Genomic DNA, 16,032 nt, shown 5'->3' with positions numbered 1-16,032 from the left:
AGTCCTGCTCTCTCCGGCGGTGCGGGCGGCGCTCCGCTCCCGGTGCGGCGCGCCCCTGGCCGGTTTTGGGGGGGCGCGTTTTGTACTGCGCCAGTTTTTGGCGGGCCACTACATTTGCGGGCTTACTGGAAGTTGTAGCGCACCACGTGGAAGAACACCGGTGCCGAGAACACCACCGAATCCAATCGGTCCAGGATGCCGCCATGGCCTTCGATCATCTCGCCCCAGTCCTTGGCGCCAAGGCTGCGCTTCACCGCCGACAACGCCAACCCGCCCAGGAAGCCGCAGATCACGATCAACAAGGACAGTGCCGCCGACTGCAGCGGTGAGAACGGGGTGATCCAGTACAGCGCGGCGCCAACAGCGGTTGCAGCGAGACCGCCGCCTACCAAGCCTTCAACGGTCTTGGACGGGCTTACCAAGGGCGCAAGCAGGTGTTTGCCGAACAGCTTGCCGAACACGTACTGCAGCACGTCACTGAGCTGTACCACCAGCAGCAGGTAGAACAGCAGCATCAGGTTCTGCCCTTCGTAGCCGGGAATACGCAGCAGCATCAGTGCCGGCGCATGGCTGAGGCAGAACACGGTGAGCATCACGCCCCACTGGATCTTGGTGTTGCGCTCCAGAAAGTTCTCGGTGTCACCGGACAGTGCCGAAACTGCGGGCAAGGCAAGGAAGCCGTACACCGGAATGCACATGACAAACAGGCCGTACCAGTCGATGCCGATCAGCCAGTACTGCAACGGGATGGCGATGTAGAAACACAGGCACAGAGCGAGATGGTCGCCACGTCGTGTTGGCGTCAGTGAGATGAATTCACGCAGCGCAAAGAACGACAGCAGACCGAAGAACACCAGCGTGGCGATCTTGCCGAGCACAAAGCAGAACAGCAGCACGGCGGCCATCACCCACCACGCGCGGATGCGCGCGTTGAGGTTGTCGACCACCGAGCCGGGTTTGATCCGGCCAAGGATGAAACCGATCGAGCTGGCGAGGATCAGTACGCCAAACACGCCGCCGATCATCCACCAGAAACTCGGTGGCGCGCGGTCGATGGCCTGCTGCAGGAAGCTGCCCAGCGGGAGCTGTAGGAAGACGTTGTTCATGCCAGCTCCACCACTGCGTTGCGTGCGCGCTCCAGGAACTGCGCCTTGTCTTCATCGGGAACGCGACTGAGCGGCGCGCCGAAGCGCGCCGTACACACCAGCGGCACCGGCACCATACTGCCCTTGGGCAGCGCGCGGCGTGCGTTGTCCAGATACACCGGCACCAGTTCCACATGCGGGTACTGCTGCGCCAGATGGAACAGGCCGGCTTTGAACGGCTGTGGCAGCGGTTCGTGGTTGCGGGTGCCCTCCGGGAACAGGATCAACGAATCACCGGCATCCAAGGCGTCATGCAGCGGTTGCAGTGGATCGCCTTCGCACTTGCTGCGGTCACGCTCGATCAACACCGCGTTGAAGCCCTTGTCGGCGATGAGCTTGCGTACACCCTTGCTCCAGTAGTCGCGCGCGGCGACCGGGCGGGTGTGCTCGCGCAGCGCCGGTGGCAGGGCTGACCACAACGCAACCGTATCCAGGTGGCTGGAGTGGTTGGCGAAGTAGATGCGCTGGGTGTCGGTAGGGCGGCTGCCAACCCAACGTGGATAGGCACCAATGAAAACCTTGACGGCGGCGACCAACAGGCTTGAGAGCATCAGGTGCCCGCCTTGAGTTTCCCGGCGATGGCGCGGGTGCGGGTGATGCAGGTCAACAGCGAGCCGGCGGCGATGATGATGGCGGCGGCAGGCAGCACGTAGTACGTGTGCGTGGTCAATTGTTCGATGATGGCCAGCACGCAGGCCGCGGTAAGTACGAACATGCGGTGTTGCTTGGCCATCGGCCCGCGGAAGTCCTGCGCCAGGCCGAGACTGGCACCGGACAAGCGGACATAGGCGGTGAGCGCGGCCAGCAATGCGCCGAGCCAGCCCAGCCAGGGCATGCCGGCGGCGTAGCCGAGCGCGATGATCAGCAGCGAGTCGGCGATGCGGTCCGGGTATTCGTTGTAGAGCGCGCCGGTAGGTGTCTGTTTGCCACCTTCCATTGCCACCATGCCGTCGAGCAGGTTGCAGATCAGGCGCAGTTGGACGCCGACGGCGCAGGCGATCAGCCCGGGTAGGCCGGTGCAATACAACAGTGCAGCAGCGCCACCTGCAGCAAAGAAGATGCTGAGTACCGAAATCTGGTTCGGCGTGATTGAGGAGCGTGCCAACGCGGCGCTGAGGGCACGAGCCCAGCCAGTGGAACGGGCGGCAATTGGTCTACGGTCTTCCTTTCCCATGGGGCGATGGTAGTGCATTGGTCGTTATGGGGAACAGGGCGGAAGGGTGCGAGGCTGCTGGAGTGGGTTTGTGGGACGGCTTTGAGCGTTGATCTGGGTTCGGTTTCTGTTTTGGCTTTGGCCGTTGCCAGGGCTGCGGCTTGGCTTTTGCTGTGGCTGTGGCTGTGGCTTTGGCTGTGGCTGTGGCTGTGGCTTCGGCTTTGGCAGTTGCTGTTTGCTGTCCCTTCTCCCGCCTGCGGGAGAAGGTGCCCGGAGGGCGGATGAGGGGGCTTTTGGGGCTTTGGCTTTTGTCTTTGCCGGATCAAGAGCCAAAGCTGCCCTCATCCCAACCCTTCTCCCGCGGGCGGGAGAAGGGCTAAAGCAAGTGCCACAGCAACTGCCACAGCCACAGCCAAAGCCAAAGCCAAAAGGCTAAAAGCTAAAAGCCAACAAAAAAGCTGCCCTCGCAGGCAGCCTTCTTTGCTCAAACACGATCAGCGCAGGAAACCTTGTCAGATCGCCTGCAGTCGCGCGCGTGTCTCTGCATCGGGGAAACCAAGCGTGAGATAACGCGGCGGGTGGATGTGCCGGGTGTCTTCACGCAGCAGGTGGCCGAGGACGGGTTGCGCCTGCTCCCAATCAACCACCAGGGTCTCGGCTTCCGCGCCATCCACAGGCATCACCAGAACCAGGCGGTCGGTGCGTGGGAGTGAGCTCGCCACCCCGTCGGTCCAGGCGCACAGCGAAACCCGCTCTTCGTTGTGGACCATGAAGCTGGCAACAAACACATCTTCCTCGTGCTTCTGGTGCACGCGCTCCAATAGCTGCTTCTGCAGTGCATAGGCATCGGCGTCGAGTTCCACCCGCAGTTGCCGCTGGCGTTCGCGCTGGCCCGCATCGGCCAGCACGTGCGCATGCAACTGGCCGTCGTCGTAGCGCAGCACTTCCCAGGAAATCACACGCCCATCGGCAAACGCATTGGCGGCCAACTCCAGCATCTGCGCCTGCCCCTGCAAGTCGCCTTCGCCGGTGACCAGCAATACGTCACGGGTAGCCAGCATGAACACCGGCAGCCCGGCGACGGGTACCCGGTGCAGCAGATCTGGCAGCAGCGCGCGACTGCTGTCATACGCATCGCCCCAGGCGGCCTGGTAGACGCCGGGCATTACCTCGACGAAAGGTTCGTCGGGGCTTTGCCGCAGGTTGGCGCGGGCGATGGCCAGGGCCTGATCGAAGTCCACGCCCCAAGCTTCCTCCGGTCCGCGGGTGAGAGTGGCGGTGTGGTCGGGATGGTCTACCGCCAGCAGCTCGACGCACTCTTCGCTCAGGCGCCGGTACTGCAGCTGCATCGGCGGCGCGTCCCAGCCATCCTGCTCGGCATGGTGCAGGCTGATTTCCTCAAGCTGGGTGATGCTGCGGATCAAGGGGCGCAGCATGGGCCGGGTCTGCTCCCAGCTCATCGCGGCATCGTTGTCGTGGATGCCAAGCAAGCTGCTGAAGGACTGCAAGGCCTTGCGCTGTTGTCCGCGCGGAGCGCCCAAGTAGGCGTGGTAGGCGTTGTGCAGATTGAAGTAGGAGCCGTTGGCATGGCGGACGCGGAAGGTGTCCGCCTCATAGTCCAGTTCATGCGGATAGCCATTGCTGCGCACCGCGTCCATGAACTTGCGGGCAAACCGGTCCGGGTCGGGCTTGTCCTTGAACAGATTGCCGAAGAATGCTGAAAACATGCCGACGCTCCCTGTGTATGCGGCGCTATCGTGTGCGGGCGCGCTGGTGCTTGGCAAGGGCCGTTGTACGAAAAGCAGACGGGCCGCTTGCGCGGCCCGTCCGGGTAGTGCTTTCACCTGCCGCTGAACTTACTTCAGCTTCGCAGCCTTGCGCAGGGCTTCGGCACGGTCGGTGTTCTCCCAGGAGAACGCAGTCGCGTTCTGGGTCTTGCCGTCGCCGTCGACGTACGAGAATTCCTTCGGCTTGCGGCCGAAGTGGCCGTAGGCAGCGGTCTGCTGGTACATCGGGTGGATCAGGTCCAGCATCTTGATGATGCCGTACGGACGCAGGTCGAAGTGGGCGCGGATCAGCTTCTCGATCTGTGCGTCCGGAATCTTGCCGGTGCCGAAGGTGGTGACCGAGATCGAGGTCGGCTCAGCCACGCCGATGGCGTAGGAGACCTGCACTTCGCACTTGTCGGCCAGGCCAGCGGCAACCACGTTCTTGGCGACGTAACGGGCAGCGTAAGCGGCCGAACGGTCAACCTTGGACGGGTCCTTGCCGGAGAACGCACCACCGCCGTGACGGGCCATGCCGCCGTAGGTGTCGACGATGATCTTGCGACCGGTCAGGCCGCAATCGCCCACCGGGCCGCCGATCACGAAGATGCCGGTCGGGTTGATGTGCACCTTGTTCTTCGGCAGCTTGTCCAGCCATGCCTTCGGCAGCACCGGCTTGAGGATGTGCTCGCGCACGGCCTCGACCAGGTCCTTCTGCTTCACGCCCGGATCGTGCTGGGTCGACAGCACCACGGCGTCCAGACCTTCGATCTTGCCGTCCTGGCCGTAACGCAGGGTCACCTGGCTCTTGGCGTCCGGGCGCAGCCACGGCAACGGCGAGTTCTTCTTCTTGCGGACCTTGGCCTGCTGCTCGACCAGGCGGTGCGAGTAGTAGATCGGCGCCGGCATGAATTCCGGGGCTTCATTGCAGGCATAGCCGAACATCAGGCCCTGGTCACCAGCGCCTTGCTCTTCCGGCTTCTTGGCCTTCTTGTTGGTGCCGTCAACGCCGGCAGCAATGTCGGGCGACTGCTTGCCCAGCATGTTGATGATGGCGCAGGTGTGGCCGTCGAAGCCGACGTTGGAGTTGTCGTAGCCGATCTCGTTGATGACGTTGCGGGTCAGTTCTTCGATATCGACCCACGCCGAGGTGGTCACTTCGCCGGCGACAATCGCCGCACCGGTCTTGACCAGGGTTTCGCAGGCCACGCGGGCGCGCTTGTCCTGGGCCAGGATCGCGTCCAGCACCGCATCGGAGATCTGGTCGGCAATCTTGTCCGGATGGCCTTCGGAGACCGATTCGGAGGTGAACAGGTAGCTGGACATCGGGCTATATATCCCTTGATTCGGATGGAAAGATGGGCGCGCATCATACACGGTCGGCACCTTGACGGAATAGTGCCGAAGTGTCTGTTGCCATCCGGTTAAGCCACGGTCACCGGATTGCCGCAAAACCGCAACCGGCCTGCCTTGTGGCGGGCGCAGGCTCCCGGCCAATGGGCCGACAGGGAGACCTTGCCATGCAACAGATCGCGCAGCGCCTGCAGCAACGCTACCCCGATTGGTTCCACGGCCCGCGTCGACACCTGGCCCGGCCGCTATTGCGCACAGTGGGACGCTGGTCACGTTTCGACCAGCTGGACGCCTTCCTGCAGCGCAGTGCCGGGTTACAGGACTTCGCCTTCGTCAGTGCCGCGCTGGGCTTCCTCGACACCGGCTACGCAGTGGATGCGGCGGCGCTGGCGCGGATTCCGGTCAGTGGGCGCCTGCTGATCGTCGCCAACCACCCCTCCGGGGCGCTGGACGCGTTAGCACTGCTGGACGCAGTGGGCAGGGTCCGCAGCGACGTGCGGATCATCGCCAACGACATGCTGCTGGAGTTGGAGCCGCTGCGCGATCTGCTGCTACCGGTGCGCATCCTCGGCGGCAGCGCCCAGCGGGCCAGCCTGCAGGCGGTGGAGCAGGCGCTGCAGGCCGAGCAGTGCGTGATCGTATTCCCGGCCGGTGAGGTCTCGCGGCTGTCGCTGCAGGGCATCCGCGACGGTCGTTGGAACCGTGGCTTCGTCCGTTTTGCCCGTGCCTGCGACGCGCCGGTGCTGCCGGTGCGGGTGCAGGCGCGTAACTCGGCGCTGTTCTACGGCGCCTCGGCGCTGTTCAAGCCGGCCGGCACTGCCTTGCTGGCGCGGGAGATGTTCGCTCGCCGCAAGCGGCCGTTGCGCCTGCAGATCGGCCAGCTGATGCGGCTGGATGCGCAACAGGACCCGGCACGGCAGCTGCAGGCGGTGCGTGACGCGCTGTACGCGCTGGGCAAGGAGCAGCAGGGCGCCGAGCTGCAGGAGAACAGCCTGCAGCTTTTGGCCGAACCGGTTGCTGCGGCCCAGGTCGCAGCCGCCATCGAGGCGACGGAACTGCTGGGCCAGACCAGCGACGGCAAGCAGATCCGCCTGGCTCAATGCGCGGCCAACTCGCCCTTGCTGCTGGAACTGGGGCGACTGCGTGAACTGACCTTCCGCGAAGTAGGCGAGGGCACCGGCCGTAGCCGCGATCTGGACGATTTCGACCCTCTCTATCAGCACATCGTTGTCTGGGACGCGCCGGCTCAGCGCATTGCCGGCGCCTACCGGGTCATGCGCGGCGCACCGGCGCTGGCGCGCAGTGGCCTGCAAGGGCTGTATACCGCCAGCCTGTTTCGTTACTCGGACGATGCCATTCCGCGCATCGCCGAGGGCATGGAGTTGGGCCGCAGCTTCGTGGTGCCTGACTACTGGGGCAGTCGCAGCCTGGATTATCTGTGGCAGGGCATCGGCGCCTACCTCGCCAGCCAACCAGGCGTGCGCTATCTGTTTGGCGCGGTGTCGATCAGTGCCGCATTGCCGCGCGAGGCGCGCGAGCAGCTGGTGGCCTATTACCAGCAGTACTACGGTGCCGGCCGCAGCCTGGCCGAGTCGAACCGGCCCTTCCAGTACTTCGCTGCGCCGCCGAGTTTCGGCGAGCTGGATACGCAGGCCGCGTTCGACGTGCTCAAGGCCAATCTGGCGACGCTGGGTACCAGCGTGCCGACCTTGTACCGGCAGTACACCGACCTGTGTGAGCCGGGTGGTGCGCGTTTCCTTGCGTTCGGCGTCGATCCGGATTTCAGCGATTCCATCGACGGCCTGATCGAAGTGGATCTGCACGCCATCCGCCCGCACAAACGCAAACGCTATCTGCGTGATGCCGGAGCAACGGCATGAGTGCGGTGCCGCTGCTGCCGCCGCACCGGAGAGCCGTGTTCATCTCCGACACGCATCTGGGTGCACGTCACTGCCACGCCGCCGAGTTGGCGCGCTTCCTTGGCAGTCTGCGTTGCGAACGCCTGTATCTGGTCGGCGACATCGTCGACCTGTGGTGGCTTTCCCATAAGCGTGCGACCTGGCAACAGGCGCACAACGAGGTGATCGAGGCCTTGCACGCGCTGCGTCGTGCGGGCACCGAGATCATCTACATCCCCGGCAATCACGATGCACCACTGCGCCGCACCTGCGGCCTGATGCTGCCGGCCATGCAGGTGCGGCGCCGTGCCATCCACACCACCGCCGATGGCCGGCGCCTGTTGGTCGTGCATGGTGATGACTACGACGGCGCCACCCATTTCGGTGGGCTGCAGGAGCGCTTTGGTGACTGGCTGTATTACCGCATCCTCACCGGCAACCGTCTGCTCAACGCCGCGCGGCGCAGGCTTGGCCTGCGCTACTGGTCGCTGTCGGAATTCCTCAAGCGGCAGAGCGGCGCAGCCGAGCGCTATATCGAGCGCTTCGTGCAGGCCGGGTTGGCCGACGTGCGCCGGCGCGGGCTGGACGGCATCATCTGCGGTCATATCCATCGCGCGGCGCTGGTCGAACGGGATGGTCTGGTCTACGGCAACGATGGCGACTGGGTGGAAAGCCTGACCGCGCTGGCAGAGGACCCGGATGGCAGCTTGCGCCTGCTCGATCATTCCGGGCGCAGCCTGGTCTGTTTGCCGGGAAGCCTGCGGCAGGCGCAGGCGGCCTGATCGCCCGGCTGACTTCTTCCTCACCCGTTGGGCGGCTATGCTGGGTCCAGCCAACGAGCAGGAGTATCGGGGTGGCAGGCAAGCAACCAGCATCGGTCGCGATAGGGTTGTGTGTGCTGTGGATGCTGCTGGCGCCGCCGGCAGCAGCCTCGGAGACGGTGCCGGCGTTGAGCTACGAGCAGGCGCGGCAACGCCTGGAGCAGGTATCCGACGCGCTGGCCGCCGCCGATGCCGGGGTGCGCAACAAGCTGGACCTGCAGGATGCCAGTCGCTACCTGCGGCTGCCGGAAATCACCGCCGACGTGCGCCGCATGCAGTTCCAGAAGACCTTGAACCTGCCGCTGGGATCGCTGGCACCGGTGGCCGAGGCCTTCGGCATCGAGTCGCCCTTGGAGTTCGGCGAGCGTGACTGGCGCACCCGTCCAATTGTTACTGCCAGCGTGCCCTTGTACAGCGGTGGCTTGATTCCCGCTGCGCAAGGAGCTGCACAAGCGGCCAGCGAACTGGCCCAGGCCGATCGCGAACTGCAGCGACAGTCGTTGTCGTTGCAGTTGGTGCAGGCCTACTTCGGCCAGCAGTTGGCCGAGCAGGCGCTGCAGGTGCGCCGTGATGTACGTGATGGTTTACAGCGGCATCTTGAGGATGCACAGAAGCTCGAACGCGAGGGTTTTGCCACCAAGGCGCAACGGCTGCAGGCCAACGTCGCCCGCGACAAGGCCGAGCGCGAATACCAGAAGGCCGTCAACGATCTGTCCACCCTGCAGCAGGCGCTGGCCACCTTGCTGCGCAGTGGTGGCACGGTTGCGACGACGTCGCCGCTGTTCGTGATCAATGGTCCGGTCGGTGCGCGTGAGGAGTTCGAGCGCAGCGCCCAGCAGCGGCATCCACAGGTTGGCCGCTTGCGCGCGCTGACCGCGCAGGCCGAACAGGGCGTGCGTGCACAGCAGGCCAAGCTCAAGCCGCAGATCTATCTGTTCGGCCAGTACGACCTGCGCCGTCGCGATGCGTTGTTGACCGACGCCGACTGGGCCTTCGGTATCGGCCTGCGCTACACCTTCCTGTCGCCGACGGCGCGGCCGCTGCAGGTCAGCGCGGCGCGCGCGCAGCTGGAGCAGGCGCAATCGGGGCTGAGCGAAGTGGAGAACCAGTTGCAGCTTGGCGTCGGCAAGGCCTGGAACGAGCTGGAGACCGCCCGCGCGCAGTTCCAGCTGTTGGACAGCAGCATCGCCCAGGCGCAGGAGAATTTGCGCCTGCAGGAGCTGTCGTTCCGCGAAGGCCAGTCCACCTCGCTGGATGTGATCGACGCACGGCTTGGCCTGGGCGGGGCGCAGGTGGAACGTGCACAGGCTGCCTATCAGTTCGACGTGGCGCTGGCGCAGCTGCTGGAAGTGAGCGGGCAACTGCAACGTTTTGACGACTACCGCCAACGTGCGGACAAGGTGCTGGAATGAGCGATTCGCTGCAGGTGGAGACCAATCCGCGGCAACGCCGCGTGTTCCTGATTGCCGGCGTGGTGTTGCTGGTGCTGGTGGCGGTCGGCCTGTGGCTGGGCCTGCGCAGCCCACCGGACCAGGTGCAGGGCATGGCCGATGCCGACAACGTCAACGTCGCCGCCAAGGTCACCGCGCGCCTGCAGCAGTTGCATGTGCGCGAAGGCGACCGGGTCAAGGCCGGGCAGGTGCTGTTCGATCTCGACAGCCCCGAAGTCGCCGCCAAGGAGCGCCAGGCCGACGCGGTGGTGGCTGCGGCTGCGGCGATGGCATCCAAGGCCGAGGAGGGCGCACGCAGCGAGGATATCCGCGCCGCCGAAGCCAACTGGAAGCGCGCACAGGCCGGCGCCGAACTGGCGACCAGTACCTTCCGCAGGCTCGACAATCTCTACGCCGAGGGCGTGGTAAGCCGGCAGAAGCGCGACGAAGCACAGGCGCAGGCGCGCAGTGCCAACGAACTGACCCGCGCTGCTCGCGCGCAGTACGACCTTGCCCTTGCCGGTGCACGGGTGCAGGACAAGGACGCGGCACTGGCACAGGTGCGGCAAGCCGAGGGTGCCAAGGCCGAGGTGGATGCGGCGCGCCAGGAAACCCAGGGCCGCGCGCCGCTGGCCGGCGAGGTCGGCAAGCGCATGGCCGATATCGGCGAGCTGGTGCCGGCCGGCTATCCGGTTTTCACCCTGGTCGACATCGACCACATGTGGGTGGCGCTGAACCTGCGCGAGGACCAGATGTACGGGCTCAAGCCCGGTGCCCGCCTGCAGGGCACGATTCCGGCCCTGCAGGACCGCAGTGCAGCGTTCGAGGTGTATTTCATCAACCCGGCCGGTGACTACGCCACCTGGCGCAGCACGCGGCAGTCATCCGGTTATGACGTGCGCAGCTTTGAGGTGCGGGCGCGGCCACAGCAGGCAATCGAAGGATTCCGGCCGGGCATGAGCGTGCTGTTTGCATGGCCGCAGGACTGACATCTGCCGGCGCCTTCGCCGCCTCGCTGCGGCGCGAGTTGCAGCACTGGCGCAGTGACCGCTGGGAGCTGGCGCTGGTGACGGTGCTGCCAGTGCTGTTGATGGCGCTGATGATGTGGATGTTCTCCGGCTCGGTGCTGCGGCAGGTGCCGATCGCTGTTGTTGACCTGGACCACAGCCCGACCAGCCGTGGTCTGGCACGTGCCATCGACGACAGCCCCGGCGTGCGGGTGGCAAGCCAGCCGGCGTCGCTGCAGCAAGCGCAGGCACAGCTGCGTGCATTGGAGGTGTTTGCCATCGTGCTGATACCGCGCGACCTGAGCCGGCGCGCGCTGCGTGGTGAAACGGTACCGGTCTACGCCTTCTACAACGCCACGTACATGGCCACCGGGCAATCGGCTGGACGCGATATTGGCGATGCGGTGAGTGCCTATAACGCGCGCATGCTCAAGGAGCAGATCGCGCTGCAGGTTGGCCCGGCAAAACTGCGTGGGCCGCCGGTCACGGTGCAGGCGACGGTGCTGTACAACCCGGCACGCAGCTATGAACTGTTCCTGCTGCCGCTGATCTTCCCGGCCATGCTGTCCCTGCTGGCTGCGCTTGCAGCTGGTGCCGCGTTTGGGCGCGAGCAACGTGATGGGCTGCTTGGCAGCTGGCTGCAGCAGCGGCCGTGGGCAACGATGGTCGGCAAGCTGTTTCCGTATGTCGCCCTGTTCTCGCTGTATGGCGCGCTGGGCGTGATCTATCTGGCCTATGTGCGTGGTGATGGCATGGCCGGCAGCTTGTGGCTGATGCTGTTGGTGCAACCGCTGTTCTACCTGGCCTGCTGCAGTTTCGCGCTGCTGTTCATCGCCGTGACCCGGGATATGTGCACGGGGCTATCGGCGGTGGGCCTGACGATTGGTACCGCGCTGGCGTTTTCCGGTGCCACCTTCCCGGTGATCGAGGCGCCGTTGTTCACCCGCGTCTGGAACATGTTGCTGCCGCTCACCGCCTACGTGCAGGTGCAGATGCAGCAGTTGTTCATGGGCGCACCGTGGCAGGTATCGTTGCGGCCACTGATCGTACTGCTGTTGATGAGCGTGGTGGCCGGCGGGCTGGGTGCCAGCCAGCTGTTGTGGACGGCTCGCAAGCAGGCGCGCGCATGAACGGCTTCGTGACCAGCTTCCGCATCACCCTGCAGGCGATGTTCGCCGACCCGGCGGCGCGCGCGGTGATGATAGGTGCGGTGTTGCTGTACTCGTTCTTTTACCCGGCGGCGTATCGCCATCAGGTCGCCAGTGATCTGCCGATCGCGGTGGTGGATGCCGACCATACCGCCACCAGCCGCGAGCTGATCCGGCATGTGGATGCACTGCTTGCGGTGCGGGTGGTCAGCCAGCCGCCGGATCTGGCCCAGGCCAAGCAGCAACTGCTGCGCGGTGAGGTGGATGGCATCGTGCTGATCCCGCAGCGGCTGGAACGCGACATCCTGCGTGGTGGCAGTGGACAACTGGTGCTGCTGGGCAACGGCGCCTACCTGAGCCGGGCCAGTGCCATCCTCACGGGCCTGGCGGAAGGCATCACCGGCTTTGGTCGCCAACAGGCGCTGCGCCAGGCCGCCTTCATGGGCGCGCCGCAGGCAGCGCCGCTGCAACTGGTGCAGCGGCCGCTGTACAACACCCGCGAAGGCTATGGCAGCAGCGTGGTGCCCGGGGTATCGGAACTGATCGTGCACCAGACCCTGCTGCTCGGTATCGGTGTACTGCTAGGTAGCCGCCGCGCGCAGCTGGGCAGGCGATTACAGTTCGACCTGCCGACCTTGTCGGGCATGACCTTGGCGTTCACTGTGGTGGCGGTTTGCGGGCTGCTGTACTACGTCGGCTTCACAGCCTGGGCGCAGGATTATCCGCGCGGCGGCAATATCTCCGGGATGTTGTTGGCGGTGCTGCTGTTCGCGCTGGCGACGGTGCCGTTCGGGATGTTCATCGCCAGCTTCTTCGATACCCGCGAGCGGGCCTTCCAATACGTAACCGCGGTGTCTATCCCGCTGTTCTTCCTGTCCAATCTGTCGTGGCCGGCGATCGCTTCGCCGCCAGCGCTGGTGGCGCTGGCCAAGTTGCTGCCGACTACTGCCGGCATCAACGCCATCGTCCGCACCCAGCAGTTGGGTGCGCGCCTGCCTGAGATCGGTGTCGAGCTGCTCAATCTGCTGTTGCTGGCGCTGCTGTACGGCGGCCTGATGCTGTGGCGACTGCATGGCCGTCGGCAGCGCTGAGCGCAGCGTTGGCTGCTAGCATCGGCGCATGGATTCCCTCAGTCAGATCGTCCTCGGTGGCGCCATCGCCGCCGCCATCACCCCCGCCGCGCATCGGCGCGCCGCCTTGCTTGCTGGCGCTGCGCTGGCCACGCTGCCTGATTTGGACGGCTTGGCGATCCTGGCATTCACCGACAATCCGGTGAGCCTGATGACGGTGCACCGCAGCTTCAGCCATTCGCTGTTCGTGCTTCCTTTGCTGGGCACGTTGATCTGGTGGTTATACAAGCGCTTTGGCCATGGCCGCGTGGCCCAGGCGCCAGTGCGCTGGTGGTGGGCGATGGTGCTGACGTTGGTGACGCATCCGCTGCTGGATGCCTTCACCGTTTACGGCACGCAGCTGTGGTGGCCGCTGACGCCGCCACCGACCATGTGGTCCAGTGTCTTCATCATCGACCCGCTGTATACGATCTGGCTGTTGGTCGCCTGTGGCATTGCCTGGTTCGCCTGCGCACGGCCATTGGCGCAACGCGCGCTGGTGGCGGGATTGGTGTTGAGCACCGGTTATCTGGGTTGGTCGTTGATCGCCAAGGCGCAGGTGGAGCGAGTGGCCGCGCAATCATTGGCGCATTTGGGCCTGGCTGATGCGCCGCGCTTCTCGGTGCCGATGCCGTTCAACACCTTGCTGTGGCGGGTGGTGGCGATGACGCCGCAGGGCTATGTGGTCGGCGATCGCTCGCTATGGGCCGATCACGGGCCGATGCAGTTCGAGGGCTATCCGTCGAATGTGCAGGCGTTGCGGCAGGCCGCCGATGTGCCTGCGGTGCAGCGTCTGAACTGGTTCAATCATGGTTTCATGCGCGCACAGGTGGTGGATGGCGAACTGGTGCTCAGCGATCTGCGCATGGGCCTGGAACCGGATTACAACTTCAACTTCGCCGTTGCCAGCGCGCGCGATGGGCAGTGGCAGGCGATGCCGCCACGGCAGGTGATGCCGGCGTATCGACAGGCCGGCAATCGTGATGTGCTGAAACAGCGTTTGGCGCTGATGTGGCAGCGCATCTGGCAGACGCCGGTGGCAACCGGCGCCGCCGCAAGTCAGTAGACCGTGGCGCGGGCCTGCACGAAGGAATAGAAGAACACCGCATTGGGGTCGTTCTGCACCTGGGTGAACTCGGCGCGCATGCCATCCACCGTAGCCTGGTCGACCTTGCCGGCCTCCAGCAACTGCTCGGCGGCCGAAAGCAGCAACTCTTCCCACAGCGCGAACATCACCTTGCGCCGTGCTGGTTCGCGGTTGTCCAGGTGCACGGTCTTGGTCTGCGTTTGCACATCGCGGAAACCACCGGCCAGCAGCAGGTTGCCGAGCTTGGCACCGACGAACGGGTCGCCACCGCTGTCGATCTGGAAATCGTTGAACGCCATCCAGTAGCGCCACAGGTTGGGCGAGTAGGGATCGAGCAGGAACGAGGCATTCATTACCTCGGTGACGAACACCGGCGAGCCCGGGCTCAGCACCCGCCGCACTTCGGCCAGCGCGCGCGCGGGCGAGGGCACGTGCTCCAGCACCCAGCACAGGAAGGCGCCGTCGAAGCTGCGCGGTTCGAACGGCAGGTCGGTGGCATTAGCGCGCTGGAACTCGACGCGTTCCTGCAGCCATGGCATCTGTGCCAGATGCGCGTTGGCAGCAGCCAGCTGGCGCTCGTTGAGGTCGATGCCGGTGACCCGCAAGTCGGGGAAGCGGCGCAGCAGGATTTCGCTCTGCGCGCCGACGCCGCTGCCGACTTCGAGGATGTGGCGGGAATTGCGGAAATCGATGTCGTGGAAGATCGCCGGTTCAAACAGGCGTGCCTGCTTGCGCAGCCGCTCCTGCTCATTCGCGGAGAAGCCATGGAGATAGGGGAAGTCGTTGAGAGTCATAAAAAACAGCGTCGTGCAGTAATCCGCCCAGTATCGCCAGCCGGTGTTACTGCAGCGCATGCATAACGGAACCCAGCATTGCGGTGCCGCAGGCAATGTCGACACGGCGCGGGTTTGCGGCCATGGGCTGCTGATAGCCATTGGTTCTGAGAATTCGCTGATTTGGAATCAGGCTTTGGTGAGAGCTTGGAGGGGCTTTCCGGGGCCGAAAAACCGAAACCAGCATTTGTTCTAAAAATGAAACAAATTATTGGTTTTTAAGTAATTGTTCTAATTTTGGTGGCAAATACAATGGCGGCCATCAAGCAAAGACCGGCGGTGTTGTCGGCCTGCTTTCCCCTGAAGGAAACGATCATGAACAGCCAAGTCATCTCCCTGTACAAAAAGCGCCGTTCCCAGTATGCCCTCGGCAAGCAGCTGCCGATCAGCCAGGACGACACCACCCAGCTGATCAAGCAGGCCATGCGCGAAGCACCGTCGGCCTTCAACGCGCAGTCCTCGCGCGCGCTGATCCTGTTCGGTGACCACAGCCAGAAATTCTGGGAGCTGACCAAGGAGGAACTGCGCAAAATCGTACCGGCTGATGGCTTTGCCGCCACCGAAGCCAAGCTCAACAGCTTCGCCGCAGGTGCCGGCACGGTGCTGTACTTTGTAGATACCGACGTGGTGAAGGGCCTGCAGGAGCAGTTTGCCCTGTACGCAGACAACTTCCCGGTCTGGGCCGAGCAGTCCAACGGTATGGCCCAGTTCGCGGTGTGGACCGCGCTGGCCGATGCCGGTGTGGGCGCCAGCTTGCAGCACTACAACCCGCTGGTGGACGAACTGGTGCGCAAGCATTGGGGCGTGCATGGCAACTGGCAGCTGCGCGCGCAGATGCCGTTCGGCTCGAACGAAGCCCCGTTCGGCGAAAAGACCTTCATGGAAGATGAAGCACGCTTCAAGGTATTTGCCTGATCAAAGTGTTCGGCTGAACCCTGTCGACGCGGTTCTCTCCCCTGCGCGTCGATGGCAGTCGGACGGGCCCACCAGCGCAAGCTGGTGGGCCCTTTTTTACCTGTAGTGCCGAGCCATGCTCGGCAGAGGCCTTCTGCACAATCGGAGAGATCGCCAGTAATGCTCTGGCCGAGCATGGCTTGTATGTTTCTCCTGGCTCCTACGAGGTATGTAGGAGCTAGGGTGGAGGGACCGTCAACATGATATCTGCGGATAGCAGCCGACAGACGAGCCGAGCGATCCCCATCCCGCACCTTAACGTCGATAAAGGATCTAGCGGCCTTTGAGGACCGCCGATGTAGGCAAGCCAACGTGGTGCGGTACCACC

The 16,032-nt window shown here is 64.5% G+C and carries 14 protein-coding genes; 8 read left to right on the top strand and 6 right to left on the bottom strand.

Annotation, left to right across the window (positions count from 1 at the left end; all coding sequences use genetic code 11):
• Positions 1-122 precede the first annotated feature (122 nt).
• From ACVOK8_RS17570 to metK, 5 genes are all read right to left on the bottom strand, one after another.
• Positions 123-1,025: a phosphatidate cytidylyltransferase gene (locus tag ACVOK8_RS17570; RefSeq protein WP_481514052.1), complete on the bottom strand. Its 903-nt coding sequence runs from the start codon at positions 1,023-1,025 to the stop codon at positions 123-125.
• Between the two features lie 77 nt (positions 1,026-1,102).
• Positions 1,103-1,696: a lysophospholipid acyltransferase family protein gene (locus ACVOK8_RS17565; RefSeq protein ID WP_481567943.1), complete on the bottom strand. Its 594-nt coding sequence runs from the start codon at positions 1,694-1,696 to the stop codon at positions 1,103-1,105.
• The gene (locus ACVOK8_RS17560; protein ID WP_481567942.1) at positions 1,696-2,319 is read right to left on the bottom strand and encodes a CDP-alcohol phosphatidyltransferase family protein; all 624 of its coding nucleotides are present in this window, start codon (positions 2,317-2,319) and stop codon (positions 1,696-1,698) included. Before ACVOK8_RS17560 ends, ACVOK8_RS17565 begins: the two co-directional genes overlap by 1 nt.
• Before the next feature lie 491 nt (positions 2,320-2,810).
• Positions 2,811-4,025 (bottom strand): DUF1444 domain-containing protein, encoded by a 1,215-nt coding sequence (locus ACVOK8_RS17555; protein ID WP_481567941.1) that lies wholly within the window; start codon positions 4,023-4,025, stop codon positions 2,811-2,813.
• 129 nt (positions 4,026-4,154) lie between these two features.
• On the bottom strand, positions 4,155-5,390 hold the full coding sequence (metK, locus tag ACVOK8_RS17550; protein ID WP_296247203.1) for a methionine adenosyltransferase: 1,236 nt from the start codon (positions 5,388-5,390) through the stop codon (positions 4,155-4,157).
• Positions 5,391-5,584: 194 nt separating this feature from the next.
• Between metK and olsF the strand changes: the two genes are divergently transcribed.
• From olsF to ACVOK8_RS17515, 7 genes are all read left to right on the top strand, one after another.
• On the top strand, positions 5,585-7,297 hold the full coding sequence (gene olsF / locus ACVOK8_RS17545; RefSeq protein WP_481567940.1) for a bifunctional ornithine lipid synthase OlsF: 1,713 nt from the start codon (positions 5,585-5,587) through the stop codon (positions 7,295-7,297).
• Positions 7,294-8,097: a UDP-2,3-diacylglucosamine diphosphatase gene (locus tag ACVOK8_RS17540; protein WP_481567939.1), complete on the top strand. Its 804-nt coding sequence runs from the start codon at positions 7,294-7,296 to the stop codon at positions 8,095-8,097. Before olsF ends, ACVOK8_RS17540 begins: the two co-directional genes overlap by 4 nt.
• Positions 8,098-8,162: 65 nt before the next feature.
• Positions 8,163-9,548: a TolC family protein gene (locus ACVOK8_RS17535; protein ID WP_481567944.1), complete on the top strand. Its 1,386-nt coding sequence runs from the start codon at positions 8,163-8,165 to the stop codon at positions 9,546-9,548.
• Positions 9,545-10,555, top strand: coding sequence for an HlyD family secretion protein (locus tag ACVOK8_RS17530; protein ID WP_481567938.1), 1,011 nt, complete (start codon positions 9,545-9,547; stop codon positions 10,553-10,555). The genes ACVOK8_RS17535 and ACVOK8_RS17530 overlap by 4 nt, the downstream gene beginning before the upstream one ends.
• Positions 10,540-11,703 (top strand): ABC transporter permease, encoded by a 1,164-nt coding sequence (locus ACVOK8_RS17525; protein ID WP_481567937.1) that lies wholly within the window; start codon positions 10,540-10,542, stop codon positions 11,701-11,703. The genes ACVOK8_RS17530 and ACVOK8_RS17525 overlap by 16 nt, the downstream gene beginning before the upstream one ends.
• On the top strand, positions 11,700-12,812 hold the full coding sequence (locus ACVOK8_RS17520) for an ABC transporter permease (RefSeq protein WP_481567936.1): 1,113 nt from the start codon (positions 11,700-11,702) through the stop codon (positions 12,810-12,812). The genes ACVOK8_RS17525 and ACVOK8_RS17520 overlap by 4 nt, the downstream gene beginning before the upstream one ends.
• A gap of 28 nt (positions 12,813-12,840) precedes the next feature.
• On the top strand, positions 12,841-13,896 hold the full coding sequence (locus ACVOK8_RS17515) for a metal-dependent hydrolase (RefSeq protein ID WP_481567935.1): 1,056 nt from the start codon (positions 12,841-12,843) through the stop codon (positions 13,894-13,896).
• On the opposite strand, the gene ACVOK8_RS17510 is transcribed toward ACVOK8_RS17515, so the two are convergent.
• Positions 13,890-14,711, bottom strand: coding sequence for a methyltransferase domain-containing protein (locus ACVOK8_RS17510; RefSeq protein WP_481510281.1), 822 nt, complete (start codon positions 14,709-14,711; stop codon positions 13,890-13,892). The genes ACVOK8_RS17515 and ACVOK8_RS17510 overlap by 7 nt on opposite strands.
• 354 nt (positions 14,712-15,065) lie before the next feature.
• On the opposite strand from ACVOK8_RS17510, the gene ACVOK8_RS17505 reads away from it, so the two are divergent.
• The gene (locus ACVOK8_RS17505; RefSeq protein ID WP_481532582.1) at positions 15,066-15,665 is read left to right on the top strand and encodes a nitroreductase family protein; all 600 of its coding nucleotides are present in this window, start codon (positions 15,066-15,068) and stop codon (positions 15,663-15,665) included.
• Positions 15,666-16,032 lie beyond the last annotated feature (367 nt).

Source organism: Stenotrophomonas sp. STEN083, from assembly GCF_056759195.1.
This window is presented reverse-complemented; position numbering and strand designations above follow the sequence as displayed.